We start from the raw sequence: 21,655 nt of genomic DNA, 5'->3' as shown, positions 1-21,655 counted from the left end.
GATGTTGACGACGCGAACTCGCGCGCGCGAGGTGCGCTGCGTGCGTGTTCCGCGTGACACGTGCGTGACGTTTACGAGCGAAAAGAGTCGCGCATGCCACACGCGCGTGACGTGCACGTGCACAAGCAATTCCGTAACAACTCACCGCTTGCAGCAACACATTGAAGTGAACTAGCATCGTTTCACTCTGTTGCATGACGTTATGGAGTGGGCGGGGCTTCCCCGTTTCAGGCCTGCAACCCGATATTGCGCAACTCCGGTAGGGTCCACCGGCCCGAACCGAGCGCTGCGGAGGGCCGGGTGCGCAGTTGCGGCTTTCCTTTTTTTGAGGAGATTCGAATGTCCGACAGTTTGCAGAAATGGGTGGGCCGCAACAGGCCGCCTCGCGTCCAGATCACCTATGACGTCGAAATCGGCGACGCCATCGAGAAGAAGGAGCTGCCCCTCGTCGTGGGCCTCCTTGCGGACCTGTCGGGTCAGCCGGCCACGCCGCTGGCCAAGCTGAAGGACCGCCGCTTCGTCGAGATCGACCGCGACAACTTCAACGAGGTGATGGGCAAGATCGCCCCGCGGCTGGACCTCTCGGTGCCCGACACGCTCAAGGGCGAGGGCAACCTCAAGGTCGAACTGAACTTCCGCGAGTTCGACCACTTCCACCCCGAGGCCATCGTCAACCAGGTGCCGCGCCTGCGCCGCCTGCTCGAGGCCCGCCAGCAGCTGCGCGACCTGCTCGCCAAGCTCGATGGCAACGACGAACTCGACGCGCTGCTCGAGAACGTGCTGAAGAACACCGAGGAGCTGAAGGCCATCAAGGAAGCAGCTCCCGTCGAACCGGCCGATGCGGCGCCGGCGGCCTAACCCCCTGACGAAAGGAAGCTGAACATGGCAACCGAAAGCGAAGCGGCAGGCGGCGGCGCGGCAGCAGCCGAACTGACACTGCTCGACAAGATCGTGCTCGAAGGCAAGATGGCCGTCGAGCCCTCCCAGAACGCCTACGCCAAGAAGCTGCTGGGGCAATTCGCCTCGCAGATCCTCGACGAGGGCATGAAGACCGCGCCGGACAAGGGCGTCGTCGCGATGATCAACGAGCGCGTCGCCGAGATCGACAAGATCCTCACCGACCAGCTCAACGCCATCATGCACAACCCGCAGTTCCAGGCGCTCGAGGCGTCCTGGCGCGGCCTGCACGACATGGTGTTCGGCACCGAGACCAGCACGCGCCTGAAGCTGCGCCTGCTGAACGTGTCGAAGAAGGAGCTGCTCAAGGACCTCGAGAGCGCCGTCGACCACGACATGAGCGTGCTGTTCAAGAAGGTGTACGAGGAGGAATACGGCACCTTCGGCGGCAACCCCTATTCGCTGCTGATCGGCGACTACACGTTCGGCCGCGACCCGCAGGACATGGCGCTGCTGCAGCGCATCTCCAAGGTGGCCGCCGCCGCGCACGCGCCCTTCATCGCCGCCGCCGGCCCGTCGCTGTTCGACATGAAGTCGTTCACCGAGCTGGGCGTGCCGCGCGACCTGTCGAAGATCTTCGAGAGCGCCGAGCTCGTCACGTGGCGCGGCTTCCGCGACTCGGAAGACTCGCGCTACGTCTCGCTGGTGCTGCCCCGCTACGCGGCGCGCCTGCCGTACGGCTCCAAGACCATCCCCGTCGACAACTTCAATTATGAAGAGGACGTGGACGGCAAGGACCACTCCAAGTACCTGTGGGCCAACGCGGCCTACCAGCTGGGCCTGCGCATCACCGACGCGTTCGCCAAGTACAGCTGGACCACCGCGATCCGCGGCGTCGAGGGCGGCGGCAAGGTCGAAGGCATGACGGCCCACGTCTACAAGACGGACGAGGGCGACGCCGTGCTGAAGTGCCCGACCGAGGTGCTCATCACCGACCGGCGCGAGAAGGAGCTCAACGACCTGGGCTTCATCGCCGTCGTCAACTCCAAGGGCTCCGACTTCGCCGCGTTCTTCGGCGGCCAGACGGTCAACAAGCCCAAGGTGTACAACCTCGACTCGGCCAACGCCAACGCGGCGCTGTCCGCGCGCCTGCCGTACGTGCTGGCTGCGTCCCGCTTCGCGCACTACATCAAGGTGATCATGCGCGACAAGGTGGGCAGCTTCCAGACGCGCGACAGCGTCGAGAACTACCTGAACACCTGGCTGAGCATGTACGTGCTCCTGAGCCCCAACGCCTCGCAGGGCGAGAAGGCGCGCTTCCCGCTGTCCGAAGGCCGCGTGGACGTGACCGAGGTGCCGGGCAAGCCGGGCGCGTACTCCGCCACCGTGTTCCTCAAGCCGCACTTCCAGATGGAAGAGCTCACGACGTCGATCCGCCTCGTCGCGGAACTGCCGCCGCCCGCGGGTTGAACGCCGGTTCGCGCAACGTTACCCAGCTACCGGGCGCCGCATAGCGCGCCCGGTTTCTTCAAGATTCAAGGAGTTCTTCCATGTCAGACATTCTGGTCCTCGATTTGGGCGCCGTGATCAAGGGCAATTGCACGATCGGCGACGCCAAGATGAAAGACAAGGTCATCGTGCTGTCGTACTCGCACGGCGTGACGCTGCCCCACCAGGGCGACGCGTCGCAGGCCGAGCGCACGGCGGGCCGGCCTTCGTTCACGGAGATGTCGTTCTCCAAGATGTCCGATCTGTCCACGACGGAGATGTACAAGGCGTGCACGCAGGGCACGAAGATCGGCACCGCGCTGCTGCACGTGGGGCGCGTGGAGAACGGGGTGTACATGAATTTCTTCACGTACACCATGACCAACGCGATGATCTCGTCGATCAGCACGTCCGGCGGCGGCGGCCTGCCATCGGACAGCTTCACCATCAGCTTCACGAAGCTGCAGTGCGACTTCACGGCCCAGAAGCCCGACTCCACCAACCGCGGTACGGGTACCTGGAACTGGAACCTCGAAACGATGAAGGCCGACTGACGGCCCGCGGGGTGCGGGCCGGCTGCAGTTAACGGGCAGGCGCCATGTCGACCATCGTTGCGGCAACCCACATCCCGCTCTTCGACCGCATCGCCGGTTTCTCAGAGGCATCTTTCGACGGCCGCCTCATGGACGGCCAGGGGCTGCGCCTGTCGCTGCTGCGCGACATGGCGCGGCTTTTCAACGCGCGCAACGGCCTCTCGGTGGAGGCCTTCCTCGCGTCCGAACCCTCCGTCCTCGACTACGGGCTGCCCGACCTGCTGTCGCTGTCGCCGCAATCGGCGCTCGACCTGGCGAAGGTGGCCGAAGTCTTCCGCCACGGCCTCGCGCTCTACGAGCCGCGCCTGTCGCACATCGAGGTCAAGGCCAGCCGCGACCCGGGCAAGCACTACGCGGCGCGAGTGAGCATCGCCGGGGCGGTGAACGTGGGCAACCAGCTATGCCGCGTAGACTTCGACGTCGTCGTCGACTCGCAGGCGGTGCAAGTGCGGGAGACGGCGTGACTCTCAGGAGGGGGAGAGACGAATGAGAGCACAGGACGACATCCTCGAGTACTACCGGCGTGAGCTGTCCTACCTGCGCACGCAAGGTGTCGATTTCGCGGCGCGCTACCCCAAGGTGGCGCAGCGCCTGCTGTTGTCCGGCGCGGAGTCGCCGGACCCGCATACCGAGCGGCTGATCGAGGCCGTCGCGTTCCTCTCCGCGCGGGTGCACCGCGACATGGACCGCGAGTTCCCCACTGTCGCGAGCGCGCTGCTCGACAACCTGTGCCCGGTGCTCACGCAGCCCGTGCCGTCGATGACGGTGGTGCAGATGACGCTGGACCCGTCGCAAGGCAAGGTCACCTCGGGCCTGAAGGTGCCGCGCGGCGTGGGCATGTCCACCACCGCGATGTCGGGCGAGAACTGCCGCTTCCAGCTCGCGTGGGACCTCACGCTGTGGCCGCTGCGCTGCATCGGCGTGCGGCACGAAGACCGCATGCTGCACATCGAATTCGCCGCCGAGCCGGGCGTGGACGTCGGCGAGCTGCAGCTCGACACGCTGCGCGTGCACCTCGCCGGCGAGCTGCTGGTGACGATGCCGCTGCAGGAGCTGCTCACGGCCAGCGTCGAGCGCGTGGAGATCCGCGGGCCGGGCGGCAAGGGCTTCATCCGCGGCGCGCAGGTGGAGCAGGTGGGTTTTGCCGAGAACGAGTCCGTGCTGCCGCAGCCGGACCACGCGCACCCGGCCTACGGGCTGCTGGTGGAGTACTTCGCCTTCCCGCGCAAATTCCAGTTCTTCGACGTGCACCTGCGCGAGGCCGAGGAGCGCGCGCGCGGCGAAGCGCCGGTGGGGCTGCTCGGCACAGGCGCGTCCTTCACCGTCACGATCACCTTCGACCATGCCTCGCGCGTGCTCTCGCAGCTCACGGCGGAGAACTTCCGCCTCGGCTGCGCGCCGGCCGTCAACCTGTTCCCGCTGACCGGCGAGCCGATCCGCATGGACCGGCGCAAATACGAATACCTGCTCGTGCCGGACTACCAGCGCGAGGCGACCACCGAAGTGCATTCGGTTGTCGGCGTGTCGGCAACCGACCCGCGCGCCGACCGCCCGGTGCGCATCCCGAGCGTGTTCACGGCGGGCGACGAGCACGAGCCCGCGCAGCTGTACTGGACGGCGCGGCGCGAGGCCAGCCTGCGCAAGGACATCACCGGCACCGACGTCTTCCTCAGCTTCGTGGACGGCCACGAGGTGCACACGGTGCCCGATTACCTCGTGGTCTACGCGCAGACGTTGTGCACCAACCGGCGGCTCGCGGAGCAGCTCTCGCCCGGCGCGCGCTTCTTTGCCGAGGGCGTTTCCACCTCCACCCGGGTGCGGGCGCTCTACACGCCCAGCTCGCAGCGCGAGCCCGTGCTGGGCGCGCAGGCTCTGTGGAAGCTCGTGTCACTGCTGCGCCTGAACCATCGCTCGCTCGTCGACGGCACCAACGGCGCGGAGACGCTGCGCAACATGCTGATGCTGTTCGCGGGCGAGGGCGTGCGCGACCAGGCGCACGTGCGGGGCATCACGGGCCTGACGGCGCATCGCGCCACGGCGCATATCGGCGCGGACAACTGGCGCGGCCACGTGCGCGGCACCGACGTCGTGCTGGAATTCGACCCCGACTCCTTCGTCGGCAACTCGCCGCTGCTGCTGGCGGGTGTGCTCGCGCGGTTCTTCGCGCTCTACACGACGATCAATTCCTTCGTGCGCGTCGCGGTGGACCGTGGCGGCGAGCGCTGGATGCAGTACCCGGCCATGAGTGGGCGGCAATGGCTGCTGTGATGAACCTCATCGAGCGCCTGAGGGCCGAGCCGCAGGGCTTCGACCTGTTCCAGGCGTTGAGCCTGCTGGAGCGCGCCTACGCGGGCGAGGGCCGCCGGCCGATCGGCTCCTCGGTGGGCCTCGACGAAACGGTGCGGCTCGCCGCGCAGGTGGAATGGGGCTTCGCCGCCAGCGACATCAGCTCGCTGGAAGAAGAACACGTGCGCGAGAACGGCGAGATGAAGAAGCGCGGCGGCCCGCCGCTCACGCTGCGCACCAGCGCGCTCACGCTCGCCGGCGCGAGCGGGCCGCTGCCGACGGCCTTCACCGAGTTGCTGCTCGAGCGCCGCCGCGTCGGCGACCGCTCCGGGCTCGATTTCCTCGACATCTTCAACCAGCGGTTGCTGGCCTTCCTCTATCGCGGGCGGCGCAAGCACCACCTGTCGCTGCAGGGGCACGAGCGGTTGTCGGAGGCGGCGCTGCTGCGCTGCCTCGATCACCTGTCGGGGCTGGGCCGTGCCGAGGGTGCGCGGGGCCCGAACGGCGAGCGCGGCTGGCTGCGCCACGCCGGGCTGCAGGGGCCGGCGCCACGTTCAATGGCTTCACTGGTTGCGTTGCTGCGCGACCGCATGGGCATCCGCTTCGAATGCAAGCAGTTCGCGGGCGCGTGGCATCCATTGGCCGAGCACGAGCGCGCTCGCCTCGCCGGGCCGGGCCGCGCGCTGCGCAGCCGACTGGGCAAGGGCGCCGCGCTCGGCAACCGCGCATGGGACCAGGAGGACGGCATCGAGCTGTCCACGCCGCCGCTCTCGTACGAGCGCTTTGCGGCGCTCATGCCCGAGCGCTTCGACCGCTGGCCGCTGGCGCCGCACTATCGCGAGCGGCTGCATCCCAAGCCGGTGCACGGCGTGGTGAGCTGGCTGGTCGCGCGGCACCTGCAGCGCGACACGCAGGTGGTGCTGCGTCCGGCGATCCAGAAGGCGCCGCCGACTTATCTTGCAGGCGGGCACGAGTCGCCCGGCTTGAAGCAGACGGGCGTCTGGATCCCGCCGATGCTGGGCATCAGCACCTGGCTCACGGGCGGGGCCGACCGCGACCCCGGGCCCAAGTGGCAGCCGCAGACGCCCGCCTTCATCCTGCGCCAGCCCGAACGGAAGGAAGCGACCGCAAATGGAAATTGACATCCGGACGCTGCTGGCGAAGCTCAACGCCGAATGCAAGCGCGCGATGACGCTCGCCGCGGAGCTGTGCGTCAAGCAGACGCACTTCAACGTGGACCTCGAGCACTTCCTCACGCCGCTCTTCGAAGCGCCCGCGCCCGACATCAAGCAGGTCCTGGAGCGCTTCGCGATCGACCCCGCGAAGGTCACCACACAGCTGCAGCAAAGCATGGAGCGCTTCAAGCGCGGCAACGGCCGCACGCCGGCGCTGTCGCCCAGCTTCGTGCCGATGTTCCAGGAGGCGTGGCTGCTCAGCTCGATGCTGCTCGGCCAGCAGCAGGTGCGCTCGGGCACGATCCTGCTCGCGCTGCTGGAAGTGGACAGCCTGCGCGGCCTGCTGATGGACACGGCGCCGGCGCTGCTGGAGATCCCGCGCGAGACGTTGAAGAAGGAGCTCGCGGGCATCCTGTCCTTCAGCAGCGAGGACGGCGGCGCGCCGGGCACGCCCGCAGCGGCGGCCCCCACGGCCGGCGGCGCACCGGCTTCGCAGGGGCAGATGCCCGCGATGCCGGGCAAGGCGACGGCCACGCCGAACCTCGACCAGTTCACCGTGGACATCACCGCCCAGGCCAAGAGCGGCAAGATGGACCCGATCCGCGGCCGCGACAGCGAGATCCGCCAGATCGTCGACATCCTGCTGCGCCGGCGCCAGAACAACCCCATCCTCACCGGCGAAGCTGGCGTGGGCAAGACGGCCGTCGTCGAAGGCTTCGCGCAGCGCGTGGTCGAAGGCAAGGTGCCTCCGGCGCTGCGCGACGTCACCGTACGCACGCTCGACCTCGGCCTGCTGCAGGCCGGCGCGGGCATCAAGGGCGAGTTCGAGAACCGGCTCAAGTCGGTGATCAACGAGGTGAAGTCCTCGCCCAAGCCCATCATCCTGTTCATCGACGAGGCGCACCAGCTGATCGGCGCGGGCGGCGCCGAAGGGCAGGGCGACGCGGCCAACCTGCTCAAGCCGGCGCTCGCGCGCGGCGAGCTGCGCACGATCGCGGCCACGACCTGGGCCGAGTACAAGAAGTACATCGAGCGCGACCCCGCGCTCACGCGCCGCTTCCAGGTGGTGAAGGTGGACGAGCCTTCCACCGACGTCGCCGCCGAGATGCTTCGCGGCATGGTGGCCACGCTGGAGAAGCACCACGGTGTGGAGATCCTTGACGAGGCTGTGGTCGACGCGGTGAAGCTGTCGGACCGCTACATCACCGGCCGCCAGCTCCCCGACAAGGCGATCAGCGTGCTCGACACAGCCTGCGCGCGCGTTGCCATCGGCCAGTCCGGCCAGCCCTACCAGCTGGAGGTGGTCGAGCGCGAGATCATGCTCGCCGAGGAGGAGCTCAAGCTCGCGCAGCAGGCTTTCGCGCGCGGCGAGGACATGCTCAACGAGATCGACCGGATCAAGTCGGCGCTTTCGGGCCTGCGCGAGCGGCAGGACAAGCTGGCCGACAAGCTGCGCGAGGAGCGCGGCGCGGTCGACGAGATCCTCAACCTGCGGCGCGAGATCGCCGCGGCGGCCCACGAAGCGCAGGACGACGAAGACCGCGCGTCGCGCCGCTCCACGCTGCAGCGCCTGCAGAAGGGGCTGGAGGCGATCCAGGAAGACGAGCCCATGGTGCCGCTGTACGTCGACGGCCGCACGGTCGCCGACGTCATCTCGGCGTGGACCGGCATCCCGGTGGGCAAGATGATGACCGACGAGGTCCACACCGTGCTGCAGCTGAAGGACCGCATGGCCGAGCGCGTGGTCGGCCAGGACGGCGCGCTCGACACGATCGCCAAGCGCGTGCGCACCTTCCGCGCGGGCCTGGACGACCCCGGCAAGCCGGTGGGCGTGTTCATGCTGATCGGCCCCAGCGGCGTGGGCAAGACGGAGACGGCGATCGCGCTCGCGGACATGCTGTACGGCGGCGAGCGCAACATGATCACCATCAACATGTCCGAGTTCCAGGAGGCGCACTCGGTCTCCAGCCTCAAGGGCGCGCCGCCCGGCTACGTGGGCTACGGCAAGGGTGGTGTGCTGACGGAGGCCGTGCGCCGCCGGCCATACAGCGTGGTGCTGCTCGACGAGATCGAGAAGGCGCACCCGGACGTGCTGGAGATCTTCTTCCAGGTGTTCGACAAGGGCAACATGGAAGACGGCGAGGGCGTGTCCATCGATTTCAAGAACACGGTGATCCTGATGACGTCCAACGCGTCGCAGGACGTGATCACGAGCGCCTGCGAAGGCGGCAAGCGGCCCGACGCCGAAGCGCTGGTCGAGAAGATGCGGCCCGTGCTGCTCAAGCGGTTCACGCCCGCCTTCCTCGGCCGGATGGTGCTGGTGCCTTACTACCCGCTGCGCGACGAGCAGATCCGCAACATCGTCGACCTCAAGCTGTCCAAGCTGGCCGAGCGCTTCACCGAGAACCACAACAGCCGCTTCATCTGGGACGGCGAGGTGAGCGACCAGATCACCGCCCGCTGCACCGAGACCGACAGCGGCGCGCGCAACATCGACTACATCCTGACGCAGAGCGTGCTGCCCGTTCTGTCGGTGCAGGTGCTCGAGCGCATCTCCGAGATGAAGCCGTTCTCGCAGGTGCACATGGGCGTGGGGGCGGACGGCAACTTCACGTACACGTTCACCGACCAGCCGCTGAAGGTGGCCGCATGAAAGAAGGCTTCAAGCAGGCCGGCTTCCTGAAGGTCACCACGCCTTTCGGAGCGGACGACCTGCTGCTGGACGCCATGGAAGGCAGCGAGGGGCTGTCGGAGCTGTTCCGCTTCAACCTGCACATGCGCTCGTCCAGCACCACGCTGGCGGCCAGCAGCATCATCGGCAAGCCGGTGACGGTGAAGATGGCCATCACCGGCGGGCCCACACGCTACATCAACGGCATCTGCTCGCGCTTCGTGCACAGCGGCTTCGACCGCGACTTCGCCCACTACGAAGCCGAGATCGTGCCCAAGCTGTGGCTCGGCACGCTCTACCGCGACCGCAAGATCTACCAGGGCAAGACCCTCGTCGAGATCATCAAGGCCGTGCTGGGCGACGTGGGCGTGACCTTCGACGTCACCAAGGTTTCCGGCACCTACACCGCGCTCGACTACTGCGTGCAGTACGACGAGACGGCCTTCGACTTCGTCTCGCGCCTGATGGAGCGCGCGGGCATTTTCTACTTCTTCAAGTTCGCCGACGGCGCGCACACGATGTGGCTGGGCGACTCGTCCTCGGCCTTCGTGGACAACACCGACTCCAAGGCCATGCGGTTCTTCCCGCAGACCGGCATGGAGAGCCCGATCGACACCGTCAGCCGCTTCGCGCACGAGTACTCGGTGGTGCTCAAGACGGCCAAGGCGAACGACTACGACTTCGAGAACCCCAGCACGGCGCTGGAGGGCTCGCACTCGGCGAGCGCGGGCGAAGGGTCGCTGTACGAGTTCGGCACCGGCCACAAGGCGGCAAGCGGCGGTACGGCCCTCGCCAAGGTGCGCGTCGAGGCGAGCCAGGTCACGTCGGAAGTGCTGCGCGGCGACAGTTTCGCCTACCCGTTCTGCGCGGGCACCAAGTTCACGCTGTCGGGCCACTTCAAGACGGCGCTCAACGCGTCGTTCGTGCTGCGCCGCGTGCACCACACCGCGCGCGACGAGCTGTACACGAATTCCTTCGAAGCCTTCCCCGCGGCCACGCCTTTCCGCCCGCCGCTGCTCACGTTGAAGCCGCGCGCCGCCGGCTGCGAAACCGCGCTGGTCGTGGGCCCGAGCGGCGAGGAGATCTGGACCGACAAGCACGGCCGCATCAAGGTGCAGTTCCCGTGGGACCGCGACGGCAAGAAGGACGACAAGGCCTCGTTCTGGATCCGCGTGCAGCAGTCGGTGGCCGGCAAGAGCTTCGGCAACATCTTCATCCCGCGCATCGGGCAGGAAGTGGTCATCACCTACATCAACGGCGACCCCGAGCGGCCGCTGGTGACGGGCTCCGTCTACAACGGCGAGAACACCGTGCCCGAGACGCTGCCGGCGAACCAGACGATGTCGATCATCCGCACGCGCTCGTCCAAGCAGGGCAGCGCGGGCAACGAGATCAAGCTGGAGGACAAGAAGGACTCCGAGCTCTTCTACATGCACGCCCAGAAGGACATGACGCGCGAGATCGAGAACGCGCTGACCACCACCATCAAGAAGGGCGCCGAGACGCACACGCTGGAAGAGGGCGACCACACCTTCGAGATCAAGAAGGGCAAGGAGATCCACAAGGTCAAGACGACGCGCGAGACCACCATCGAGGGCGACGAGACGCTCACCGACAAGGGCAAGTTCACCCAGACGGTGGCCAAGGACTATTCGCTCAAGGTGGACGGCAAGCTCACCATCGAGGCCACGGGCGACATCACGATCAAGTCCAGCGGCAAGGTGAACATCGAGTCGGGCACGTCCTTCCTCGGCAAGTCGGGCTCCGACATGACGATGCAGGCCGGCACCGCGCTGACCGCCAAGTCCGGCACCGACCTCAAGGCCGAGGGCGGCACCAACGCCACGGTCAAGGGCGCGATCAAGCTGGCGCTGGAAGGCGGCGCGCAGATGGACGGCAAGGCGCCGATGGTCAAGATCGCCGCGGACGGGCTGGGCAACTTCGAGGCCGGCGGCATGCTCACGCTCAAGGGCGCGCTTACCAAGATCAACTGATGGACACGCACGCCCCCGCCCCACCGCCTGCGCACGCCGCGCCGCCCGAAGCGGCCGCGCCGCCGCAGCCGCGCGTCGTGGACCAGGACGGCCTGAAGTGCACGCTCGTGGACGGCAAGCTCGACGGCGACCTGCACCACGAGTCCGGCGGCAAGGACAGCGTGAAGATGGGCTTCAAGGACGGCAAGCTGCACGGGCTGATGGAGGTGTACGGCGACGACGGCGAGCTGGTGCAGCAATGCGAGTACGAGGACGGCGTGCCGCACGGGATCATGAAGGTCTACGTGTACGGCACCTGCGTCGCGCAGCAGAAGTTCGAGAAGGGCGTGCTGCAGGGGCTGACCACTTCGTACGACCTGGCGGGGCTCGTCGCCGCGAAGATCCTGTTCAAGGATGGAGAGATGAACGGGCCTTCGGAGTTCTTCTTCGAGGGCCGGCGCGTGCGCAAGGCGAACTACAAGGCCGGCCTGCTGGACGGCGAGTGCACCGACTACGACCGCGAAGGCAAGGTGGTGCAGACCTGCACGTACAAGGACAACGTCCTGCACGGCAAGGTCAAGCGCTTCTGGCCGGGCGGCGAGGTGATGGAAGAGGTCTCGTACAAGGAAGGCAAGCCGACCGCCGAGCCGGCGCGTTTCGACACCAAGGGCAAGCGGACCGACCCCGACGGCCAGCCGCCGCCGTTCCTGGAACGGCTCGAACGGGTCTTCCGAGGAGACTGACCATGGGCATGCATGTCGTGATGGGCGCGATGATCCAGTGCACCTTCGGCGTCGCGCCGTCGACGCTGGTGGTGCTGCCGACCAACTGCTGCATCTCCAGCACGCCGGCGGCCAACATCATGGACCACAAGCCGATCGTGAACATCCCGCCGTTCGGGATGTGCAACTCGCCGTCCAACCCGATGGTGGCCGCGGCGACGGCCGCGGCACTGGGCGTGCTCACGCCGATGCCGTGCATCCCCGTGACGACAGCGCCGTGGGTGCCCGGCGCGCCTACTGTTCTGCTTGGCAACATGCCCGTCCTCAACGACAGTTCGATGTGCATGTGCAACTGGGGAGGCGTCATCAAGCCCTCGGTCCCGGGGCAATTCACGGAAATGGTTCCCTGAGGAGGGAAACGGAAGATGGAATACAGGTTCAGCCTCACGCCCCGGCTCGTCGCGGTCGGCCTCTTCAGCCTGGTCGCGCTGTTCGTGCTGCTCTTCCTGCTCGGCATGCAGGTGGGCCAGCGCACGGCGCGGCCCGCCGACCCGGCGGCCGCGGGTGCACCGGCCAACGACCCGCTGGCCGCCGCGCAAAAGAAAGCCGCCGATACCGAATCGGCCGTGAAGCAGGTCGCCTCCCCGGTGCAGCAGGTGGGCGCGCAGGCCCCCGCCGCCACACCGGCCCCCGCCACGCCCGGCGCGGCCCCCGCCGCCAAGCACTGAGGCGAACATGACCAACCGGCGGCACTTCTGCGCAGCAGCCCTGGCCCTCGTGGCCGGCGGCGCCGCGCGTGCCGCGCAGGACGGCAGCGCCACCGGCCTCGTGCGCGCCCCAAGCGGCGCCTGGGTCGCACCGGACATCGCCCGGGTGCTGCGCCGGGGCGAGCTGGTCGTGGCGATGCTGGCGGTGGATTCGCCCCCGTTCTTCCAGGTCCGCGAAGGCCGCCTCGTCGGCACCGACGTACGCATGGCCGAGCGCCTGGCCGCCGAAATGAGCGTGCCGGTGCGCATCGTGCGCACGGCCCGCACCTTCGACGAGGTGATCCAGCAGGTGGCCCGCAGCGAGGCGGACATGGGCATCAGCAAGCTGTCGCGCACGCTGGCCCGCTCGCAGGCCGTGCGCTTCTCCGACCCGTACCTGCGGCTGCAGCACGCGCTGATCCTCAACCGGCTGGAATTCGCCAAGTACGCCAACGACGTGCCGCTGGTGGACGTGCTGCGTTCCTACGCGGGCACGCTGGGCGTGATCGCCAATTCCTCCTTTGCGGGCTACGCCCCGCGCAACTTCCCGAAGGCCAAGATCGTGAGCTTCCCCAACTGGGAGGAGGCCGTGGAGGGGGTCAAGCGCGGCCGCGTGACGGCGCTGTACCGCGACGAGTTCGAGGTGCGGCGCATCGTCGTGTCCGACCCCGCGCTCGCCCTCACGCTGCGCGTGGTCACCCTGCGCGACCTGGAGGACACCCTGGGCATCGCGCTGGGCTGGCGCGACACCGCGCTGCTGGCGCTGGCCAACCAGTTCCTGTCGCAACCGGGCGAGCGGCTGACGGTGGACAAGGCGCTGGCCGAGCTGAAGGGGAGCGCGTAATGGGCTTCCTCCTCACCCTCGTGCGGCACCCGATGTTCCTGTTCGTCTCGCTCGCGCTGGGCGTGGGCGCCTGGGCCATCTGGCCGGGCATCGCCAAGCCGCTGTCGGCGGTGAGCTTCGCCTACCTGTCGCTGCTGAACATGGGTGCGGTGCCGCTGCTGGTGGTGGCCGTGTTCCTGGGCGTGCGGCGCATGTTCACGCTGCCGCAGGCCATCCCGCGCCTGCTGGCGCTGGCGTTCGGCGGTGCGCTCGTCATGTTCTTCGCGGCCCTGGTGGGCGCGAGCCTGGCCGACCTGACCAACGCCGGCGGCAGCATCCCACCGCAGGACATCCGCAAGCTCGGCTCGATGTCGCTCACGTCGGAGTCCATCGCCTCGGTCTCGCTCAAGCCGGACGACAACGCCGCGCCGGTGGAGAAGAAGCAGCGCGCCGCCATCGACAACTTCTTCGCGGCGCTGGCCTTCGGCTCGCTGCCCGCCATCCTGATCTGCGCGCTGTTCTTCGCTGTTGCTTTCGCGGCACAGCCGCACGCCAAGGCACGCGGGTTGCAGGCACAGTTCGAGCCGATCTACCGTACCCTCGAACTGCTGATCGACCGGCTGAACGATTTCCTGCCGGTGGTCGCGTTCGCGCTCGCGGCTTCCATCGCGAGCGCGGCGAGTTCCGACGGGATGGCCCTGATGCAAAGTTTCCTGCTGCCGTACTTCGCGACTGTGCTGGTGGCCGTGATGGTGGCCGCCTACGCGATGGCGCTGCACGTGGGGCAAAGCCCGTTCGCGGTGCTGGAGGCCCTGCGCAAGCCCATCGTCGTGTCGCTGTTCGCCTCGGGGCCCGCGGCGGCCATCCCCGGGTTCATCCAGGCCATGTGCAACGAGCTCGGCTTCCGGCGCGACCTGGTGGAGTTCACCGCGCCGCTCGCGCCCGCGTTCCTGCGCGTGGGCGAGGCGGTGTTCTTCGCCGTGATGGCGGTGTTCGTGGCCAACCTGTACGGCCGCGACCCCGTCCCCTCGGAGCTGGTCGTGATCGCGCTCGCATCCACGGCCGCCGCCTTCATCTCGGTCAACGTCACCGGCGTGAAGTCGCTGGCGGTCGGCTCGGTCGTGCTCGCCTACCTCGACCTGCCCATCGACGCGCTGCTGCCGGCCTTCGTGATCGCCGAGGTCGTCTGCGAGGGCCCGCGCAACGTGCTGTCCATGCTGATGGCCGGCGCGCTGCTGGCGGTCGTCTCCCGCGGGCTGCCGTCCGAGCAGGCGCCCAAGCCGATGCTCTCCACCGTCATCCCCTCCGAGCGTGTGCGCGTGGTGCTCACGCGCGGCCGCGCGGCCGTCGCCACCGTGCTCGTCGGCCTGTGCATGGCCACTGTCTACCTGGCCGGCGTCGGCGCGGGCGCCCGCAAGGCGCAGTCGCACAAGGTGCCGGACCCCACCGGGGTCAAGCAGCCCGCGAGGAGCAACTGAAATGAAGTCCACCCACCGCCTCTTCGCGTTCGCGATCGTGCTGGCCGCCACCCTCGGGCTGGGCGGCTGCGCCACCATCACGGACATCAAGGACTCCGCCCTCAAGGCCGTGGGCCTGGGGCCGAAGCCCGTCACGCCCGACTGGAAGGCCGTCACCATCACCGCCGCCGACGACGCCAACCAGAACAGCGCGGTCGCCATCGACCTCGTGTTCGTCAAGGAGCAGGCGCTGCTCGACACCCTCAACAGCACGCCGGCGCCCAAGTGGTTCGCCACCCGGGCGGACATCATGCGGTCCTTCCCCGAGACGGTGAGCGTGATGAGCTACGAGCTCGTGCCGCGCCAGTCGGTGCGCATCCCCGAGGCCCTGATCGAGAAGCAGAAGGCCTTCGGCGTGCTGGCGTTTGCGGGTTATCCGCCTCCGGGCGAGCACCGCGCCCGGCTCAAACTCGATGCCGAGGCCATCCTGCTGCAGCTCGGCCGCGACGGGCTGAAGGCCAGCGAAGTGAAAGTCATCCGAGCCCAATAGACGCAACGATTGAACCCGATGAAACCGAGCTTCCCCCCCGACCGGATCCAGTGGCATGAAGGCATGCTGCTGAGCCCGCAGCACTTCCAGCAGGAAAGCGCGCGGGTCGACCAGCTGGTGGCGTGGCAATGCCTCGCGGCCGACCCCATGGCATGGGGCGTGCGCCGCCTCGAGATCGACGACCAGCGCCTGCGCATGGGCCTGCTGCGCGTGCTGCAGCTCGAAGCCGTCATGCCGGACGGAACCGCCGTTTCCTACTCGGTGGACCGCGCACCCGGCTACGACCTCGAGCTCGAACTCAAGCCCTTCGCCGAGCAGCTGGAGACCAAGGAGCTGCCCGTCTTCCTGACCCTGGGCCGCGCCCGCTCCGTGCGCGAGAAGGGCCAGCCTTCGCGCTTCCGCGAGCTGCGGGCCGAGCCGGTGCACGACGAGGTGTCCGAGGCGCTGCCGGTGGAAATCCCGCGCGTCACCGCCAACCTCGCGCTGACGATGGGCGACGTGCCGTCCTCCGTGTACCTGCACATCCGCCTGATGACGCTGCGGCGGGACAACGAGGTCTACAAGCGCGGCAGCTACCTGCCGGCGATGCTGAGCGTGCCGCGCGATTCCGACGTGCACATGCGCGCCGTGCGGCTGGTGACGCAGATGCGCAGCAAGGCGGCGTTCCTGGCCAAGCAGACGGCCAGCCCTTCGTCGCGGCTGGAAGACCGCATCGCGATGCTGGAGCAGAAGGCGCGCCTGGCCAGCCTGGTGATGGCGCTGCCGGTGCTCGAAGGCGCGCTGGGCGCGTCCGAGTGCACCCCGTACCGCCTCTTCATGGCGCTGTGCGCGCAACTGGGCCCGCTGTCGCTGCTGCGCCCCGGCGCCGTGCCGCTGCAGCCGCCGGAGTGGGACACGGCCGACCCGCTGTCCGCGCTCGACCCCGTGCTCCGCTCCGTCGAAGACCTCGTGGGCGAGGTCAGCCAGGACTGGCGCACCCACGTCTTCGGCTTCGACGGCCGTATGTTCTCGCTGGAGCTGCAGCCGCAGTGGCTCGGCAAGCGGCTGGTCGTCGGCCTGCGCGGGCAGACCGAACGCGACCACGTGGCATGGATGGCGGGGGCCGTCATCGGGTCCCGCACCGTCTGGACGACCCTCAGTGACCGGCGTATCCTCGGCGCACCGCGCAAGCAGGTGGAGGAAGCCCCCGACCTGGGCGTGCGAGCGAGTTCCGGCTACACGCTTTTCAGCATCGACGTGTCCGAGAGCTTCATCGTGGCGGACCAGCCGCTCGTCATCAGCAACACCAACGAGACGAGCACGTCGCAACGGCCGCAGGAAGTGGTCCTCTTCACCAAGGGCTAGGAAGGACGAAGTTATGCCTCCCATGACCCCCACCGTGCCCGCGCTGACCGACACGCGCCCGTCCTCCGCCGCCGGGGGGGTGGACTTCGCGTCGATGCAGTTCCGCGACTTCTACGGCGTGCTGCGCCGCGCCGTCGAGGCCGTGCGCAACGTGCCCGAGGCGGAGGCGTCCGAGGTGGCGCAGGCGCTGTCCAACCAGCTCACGCAGCTGATCGAGCTGCACACGCTCGAAGCTCGCCGCACGGGCGGCAAGTCGGCGATGGAGGCCGAAGGCGACGCGCGCTTCCTCAAGGCCGCACTGGCCGACGAACTGCTGCTGGCCACCGACTGGGCCGGCCGCGAGCACTGGCACCACGTGCTGCTGGAAGCCAACCTGTTCCGCAGCAGCCACGCCGGCGAGAAAGTTTTCCTGGATATCGAACAAATCCTCGCGGCGCGCGAGCCGTCGCAACGCAACCTCGCGCGCCTGTACCTCTACGCGCTGTCGCTCGGCTTCCAGGGCCGCTACCGCGGCAGCGGCATGCTGGGCCCGCTGGTGGAACTGCGCCGCGAGCTCTACCAATTCATCTACCAGCGCGCTCCGGACCTCCAAGGCCGCGACAAGACGCTCTCCGAGCGCGCCTATGCCAGCACCCTGTCGTATCTGGCGGCTCGCCGCCTGCCGCGCCTCTCGCGCTGGTGGGTGGTGTTCACGCTGGTGCTGCTGGGGCTGCTGGCGCTTTCGGAACTGGGGTGGCTGTGGCAGTCGTGGCCGGTGCGCCGCGCGCTGTCCACGACGACGGCGGCCGTGACGGCGCCGGCCGAAGTCACCGCACAGACAGGTGAGGGGCCGACGTGCTGAACTTTCTAGCCGACAACATGGTCATCGCGGCGCTGCTGCTGTTGACGCTGGTCGCGCTGCTGCTGCTGGGGATCGTGTTCTGGGCGGCATTGCAGAACGACGAAGAGACGACGAAGAAGCGGGCGGCGGGGGGCACCGCGCGGCCGCAGATGAACCTGGAGTCGCTCAAGCACTCCTTCCGCAGCGCGGTGGAGCTGATCGAGTCCAACCTCGCGTCGCGATCCGAGAAGTACAACCTCTCGTGGTCGCTGGTGCTGAACGAAGGCGACGGCGACACGCAGCTGCCGCTGGTGCAGTCGGGCATCCCGAGCGCGCTGAGCACCGACTCCACGCTGTCGACGTCCGCCGCCGGCATCGTCTGGAACTTCTTCGACAAGGGCGTCGCCGTGCAGTTGCAGGCCGCCTACCTCGGCGGCCCGGACGAGGGCGGCGACGGCCAGAAGACCTGGGACGAGTTCCTCGGCCTGTGCCGCGGCTACCGGCCCGAGCGGCCGTTCGATTCCATCGTGCTGGCGGTGCCCGCGCAGATGTTCATGGCCGGCGACCCGCAGTCGCAGCTGGAGCTGGCCGCGCGCGCCAAGGCCATCCACCGGCGCCTGTGGCTCGCGCAGAACCGCTTCGCGCTGCGATTCCCGATCTACCTCGTGGTGTCCGGCTGCGAGAAGATCGGCGGCTTCAGCCGCTTCGCGGCGGCCCTGCCGGAGGCGATGCGCCGCGGCATGCTGGGCTGGTCCTCGCCCTACGAAGTGGGCGCGCCGTACCAGCCGCTGTGGGTGGACCTCGCGATGGACGAGATCACCCGCGACGTCTCCGACGCCACGGCCGAACTGTGCGCGCTGGAGCCGGCCGAGGAGGACAGCTCCGACTACTTCATGCTCGCCACAGACGTCGAGAAGATGCGAGGCGGGCTGAAGCTGTTCATGGACGAGCTGATGCGCCCGAGCGCGTACCATGAGCCGTTCATCTTCCGCGGCTTCTACCTCACGGGCGACTGCAGCCCGATGTCGGAGCTGCTCGGTACGCAGGCGCCCGCGCAGCTGGCGGCGCCGGCCGATATCGACCCGACGGTGCCCGCGCTGGAGGACGAAGGTGCCGCCGCGGCGCTGCCGGTGCCGGTGCAGACCATCCAGGACCTCGAGCCCGCGTTCCTGCGCGACGTGTTCGAGAAGAAGGTGTTCCCCGAAGCCGGCCTTGCGCGCGCGTCCACGGTGCAGAGGCTGCGCCACACCGGCGTCAACCGCGTGCTGCGCTGGAGCGCCGTCGCGATCGGCGTGGTGTGGGTGTGCGGGCTGGGCTGGGCCGTGTACCGCCTCGACGACACGTCGGCTTCCATCGTCGCCGCCTTGCAGCAGCTGGAGCGCGACTCCCGCGCTTCGGTGATGGAACGCGGCGAGCCCGTGGACCTCGACGCGAGCCGCATGCGCACGCTCGCCACGCTCGGCGTGATGGAGCGCGTCGATGCGGGCGCGTTCTGGTCGGTGGCGATGCCGGGCTCGTGGGACCTCTTCGACGACATCCACGTGCGCCTGGCCAAGCGGCTGGAAAGCAGCTTCTCGCGCAACTCGGTGCAGCCGATGCGGCTGGCCTTCTATGCGCGCCTGAACCAGGTGACGGGTGCGCCTCTCGATGCATCGTCCGGCCAGCCCATCGTCGGCGCGGGCTGCGTGTGGAAGGGTGCCGTGGGCGCCTCCGGCGCGTCGCGCATCGCGATCAACCCGGAAGACCTGCCGGAGTTCTCCGCCGCAACCGGCTACGTGATGCAGGTCGAGGAGCTGGACCGCGCCGTGCGCGCCTTCGAGCGCCTGCGCTCCACGCGCGACGGCAACCCGCAGGACTTGAAGCTCGTGGTGCGCACGCTGTTCGGCGTGGACCTGCCGGGCAACGCCGCGCGCACGTCGCAGCTGTTCCAGCAGCACGCGCAGAACTCCTCGCCGCTGAACACCGCCGCGATGGACGACGCGGCGCGCTGCGCCTTCCGGCAGGCGATCCGGCCGATCCACGACCGGCTCTTCGAGCGCAACGACCTGCTGCGCGCCGAGAAGCTGGTGATGGACCGCATGTCCACCGCCACGTCGGACATCGCCTCCACCCAGCCCGCGCAGATGCTGCAGAACTGGCAGGGCGTGCTCGACGCCATGCGCGACGAAGAGGCGCTGCTGCAGCCCGGCAAGGGCGCGTGGATCAAGCGCCGGACCTTGCAGCTGGGCCAGGCCTACGAGACGCTGATGCAGCGCGCGCTGGCCGTGGGCCTGATCGGCCGCGGCGACGTGGACGAGATGCGCAAGCAGGCCGAGGACGGCTTCGGCAAGTTCCTCACGCAGTGGGACGAGTCGCAGGCGGACCGCCGCGCCGGCCCGATGCGCGGCGGCCTGAAGTACGTGGACGCCGATGCCAAGTGGGCCTTCAACGACGAGCGCGTCGCCACGCGCGACGCGCTGGCCACGCTGCTCGCGCAGCCTTTCATGCGGCCCGGCCGCGGGCGCCTGCCGGAAGTGCCGGTGATGGCGACGGTCATCTGGGACCGCGCGCGCCTCGACCAGGCGCTGGCGTATTCCGATTCGCGCAAGAAGTTCCAGGCGGAGTTGCTGACGAAGTTCCCGCCCAGCATGCAGCAAAGCATCGAGCGCATGGTGAACGCCGTGCTCGCCGAGCAGGTGGTGGACACGCTCGCGCAGGGCATCGTGCTGACCGAGCGCACCGGCGGCAACCAGCTCGCCAGCGAAGACCGCCAGCGTGTGAGCCGCGTGCGGGTGCTGCTCAACGAACTGGGCGCGCGCAACCCGAGCGAGCAGCTCAACACCGTGCTGCTGCGCGACGCGCGCGCGCGGCTGCGGGCGCTGGACGAGGCGTTCACGCAGGGCGACGTGTTCCAGCCGCGCGAGCTGCGGCAGTGGACGGGCGAGAAGGGCCCGCTGGTCGCCGCCTTCGGCACGGGCGACCCGATGGGGCTGGCGGCTTACGTTGCGCAGCAGCAGGCTTTCGTGGAGTCGTCGGCCAAGGAAGCCGAGGCCCTGCTGGCCGGCATCGAAGGGCTCGACGCCAACGACCCGCTGGTGCAGCGCTGGCGCGGCATCGTGGGCGACGTGCAGAAATACCGCCTCAAGAGCCCGGCCAGCAGCCTGCAGATGATGGAGCAGTTCATCCTCGTGCAGTCGGCCGACCTGGACCTCGCCAACTGCGCCGACAAGCTTTCGCGCGTCTCGCAGCGGTCCGCCACCGACGTGTTCGGCCAGCGGCTCGTGAGCCTGCAGGTGCGGCTGGCCGCGCGCTGCCGCGAGCTGCGCGCGAGCGAGCAGCGCGAGGGCTGGATGAAGTTCGCCGAAGTCTTCAACCAGAGCCTGGCCGGCCGCGCGCCGTTCAAGAACGGCATGGTCACGTCCACCGACACGCCGCCCGCCGACGTGCAGGAAGTGGGCATGGTGATGAAGGCCTACGACCGCGCCGCCAAGGCGCCCGACCGCGCCAACGCCGCGCCGCCGCTGCGCCGCTTCGACGAGCAGATGGAGAAGGTGCGCACGTTCATGGCGCCGCTGTTCCCCACCGACGACAACTCCATCCCGGGCTACGACGTGGGCATCGAGTTCCGCGCCAACCAGCCGGGCGAGGTCGAAGGCAACAAGATCATCGAGTGGTCCGTCTCCATCGGCGGCAACAGCGTGAAGATGCGCGAGGCCGCCAAGCCGATGCAGTGGCAGCCCGGCACGCCGATCGTGGTGACGATGCGACTTGCGCGCGACGGCCCGGTGGCGCCGCTGGCCGACCCGGCGCAGCCCGGCCTGTGGGTGGAAGACCGCACGGTGATGTACCGCTTCAGCGACCTGTGGTCCCTCTACAGCTTCGTGGCTTCGCACCGCGAGCCCGACGGCCCGGGCCGCAGCGACGCCAAGTCGCAGCTGCTCAAGTTCGAGTTCCCGCTGTATTCCGGCGGGGAGGCGATGAAGGGCACGCCGGACGGCCGCGCGCGCGTGTTCATGCGCGTGTCGATCTCGCCGGCCGGCAAGCGCGCGCCGCTCGCGTGGCCGGGCTCCTTCCCCACGCGCGCGCCCGACTGGACAAATTGATGGAGCCCCTGCCGCCGCGCGGTTAGGA

At 68.7% G+C, this 21,655-nt stretch carries 17 protein-coding genes; all 17 read left to right on the top strand.

The genetic code is table 11. The annotated features are described in order from the left end of the window. Positions 1–339: 339 nt before the first annotated feature. The 17 genes from tssB (at position 340) to H8R02_RS08510 (ending at position 21,627) form a co-directional block, all read left to right on the top strand. Positions 340–858, top strand: a complete 519-nt coding sequence (tssB, locus tag H8R02_RS08590) for a type VI secretion system contractile sheath small subunit (protein WP_187080972.1) — start codon at positions 340–342, stop codon at positions 856–858. A 24-nt stretch (positions 859–882) separates the two neighbouring features. After that, positions 883–2,367, top strand: coding sequence for a type VI secretion system contractile sheath large subunit (gene tssC / locus H8R02_RS08585; RefSeq protein ID WP_187080971.1), 1,485 nt, complete (start codon positions 883–885; stop codon positions 2,365–2,367). Positions 2,368–2,447: 80 nt separating this feature from the next. Then, on the top strand, positions 2,448–2,939 hold the full coding sequence (locus H8R02_RS08580) for an Hcp family type VI secretion system effector (protein ID WP_187080970.1): 492 nt from the start codon (positions 2,448–2,450) through the stop codon (positions 2,937–2,939). A 44-nt stretch (positions 2,940–2,983) separates the two neighbouring features. After that, positions 2,984–3,442: a type VI secretion system baseplate subunit TssE gene (tssE, locus tag H8R02_RS08575; RefSeq protein WP_187080969.1), complete on the top strand. Its 459-nt coding sequence runs from the start codon at positions 2,984–2,986 to the stop codon at positions 3,440–3,442. Positions 3,443–3,464: 22 nt separating this feature from the next. Next, positions 3,465–5,246, top strand: coding sequence for a type VI secretion system baseplate subunit TssF (tssF, locus tag H8R02_RS08570; protein WP_187080968.1), 1,782 nt, complete (start codon positions 3,465–3,467; stop codon positions 5,244–5,246). Beyond that, complete coding sequence (gene tssG / locus H8R02_RS08565; RefSeq protein WP_187080967.1) at positions 5,234–6,406, top strand: type VI secretion system baseplate subunit TssG; 1,173 nt, start codon at positions 5,234–5,236, stop codon at positions 6,404–6,406. The genes tssF and tssG overlap by 13 nt, the downstream gene beginning before the upstream one ends. Further along, positions 6,396–9,092, top strand: coding sequence for a type VI secretion system ATPase TssH (tssH, locus tag H8R02_RS08560; RefSeq protein WP_187080966.1), 2,697 nt, complete (start codon positions 6,396–6,398; stop codon positions 9,090–9,092). Before tssG ends, tssH begins: the two co-directional genes overlap by 11 nt. Further along, positions 9,089–11,104 (top strand): type VI secretion system Vgr family protein, encoded by a 2,016-nt coding sequence (locus H8R02_RS08555; protein ID WP_187080965.1) that lies wholly within the window; start codon positions 9,089–9,091, stop codon positions 11,102–11,104. The genes tssH and H8R02_RS08555 overlap by 4 nt, the downstream gene beginning before the upstream one ends. After that, positions 11,104–11,826, top strand: coding sequence for a toxin-antitoxin system YwqK family antitoxin (locus tag H8R02_RS08550; RefSeq protein WP_187080964.1), 723 nt, complete (start codon positions 11,104–11,106; stop codon positions 11,824–11,826). Before H8R02_RS08555 ends, H8R02_RS08550 begins: the two co-directional genes overlap by 1 nt. 2 nt (positions 11,827–11,828) lie before the next feature. After that, positions 11,829–12,215 carry a DUF4280 domain-containing protein gene (locus tag H8R02_RS08545; protein ID WP_187080963.1) on the top strand — a complete coding sequence of 129 codons (387 nt, stop codon included), beginning with the start codon at positions 11,829–11,831 and terminating at the stop codon, positions 12,213–12,215. Positions 12,216–12,230: 15 nt separating this feature from the next. Then, positions 12,231–12,533: a hypothetical protein gene (locus tag H8R02_RS30340; protein WP_255429231.1), complete on the top strand. Its 303-nt coding sequence runs from the start codon at positions 12,231–12,233 to the stop codon at positions 12,531–12,533. 7 nt (positions 12,534–12,540) lie between these two features. Continuing rightward, positions 12,541–13,395 carry a substrate-binding periplasmic protein gene (locus H8R02_RS08535; RefSeq protein WP_187080962.1) on the top strand — a complete coding sequence of 285 codons (855 nt, stop codon included), beginning with the start codon at positions 12,541–12,543 and terminating at the stop codon, positions 13,393–13,395. Beyond that, a complete protein-coding gene (locus tag H8R02_RS08530; protein WP_187080961.1) occupies positions 13,395–14,852 on the top strand; it encodes a cation:dicarboxylate symporter family transporter in 1,458 nt (485 codons plus the stop codon). Before H8R02_RS08535 ends, H8R02_RS08530 begins: the two co-directional genes overlap by 1 nt. Position 14,853: 1 nt before the next feature. Beyond that, positions 14,854–15,381, top strand: coding sequence for a hypothetical protein (locus H8R02_RS08525; protein WP_187080960.1), 528 nt, complete (start codon positions 14,854–14,856; stop codon positions 15,379–15,381). 18 nt (positions 15,382–15,399) lie between these two features. Further along, positions 15,400–16,725 carry a type VI secretion system baseplate subunit TssK gene (gene tssK, locus H8R02_RS08520; RefSeq protein WP_255429230.1) on the top strand — a complete coding sequence of 442 codons (1,326 nt, stop codon included), beginning with the start codon at positions 15,400–15,402 and terminating at the stop codon, positions 16,723–16,725. A gap of 22 nt (positions 16,726–16,747) precedes the next feature. Beyond that, complete coding sequence (locus tag H8R02_RS08515) at positions 16,748–17,566, top strand: DotU family type IV/VI secretion system protein (protein ID WP_187081115.1); 819 nt, start codon at positions 16,748–16,750, stop codon at positions 17,564–17,566. Beyond that, positions 17,560–21,627 (top strand): type VI secretion system protein, encoded by a 4,068-nt coding sequence (locus H8R02_RS08510; RefSeq protein ID WP_187080959.1) that lies wholly within the window; start codon positions 17,560–17,562, stop codon positions 21,625–21,627. The genes H8R02_RS08515 and H8R02_RS08510 overlap by 7 nt, the downstream gene beginning before the upstream one ends. The last annotated feature ends 28 nt before the right edge of the window (positions 21,628–21,655 follow it).

It is taken from the genome of Ramlibacter albus, assembly GCF_014297445.1.
GTDB lineage: Bacteria > Pseudomonadota > Gammaproteobacteria > Burkholderiales > Burkholderiaceae_C > Ramlibacter > Ramlibacter albus.
Note: the sequence above shows the minus strand (reverse complement) of the source record. Positions and strands in the feature narration are given on the sequence as shown.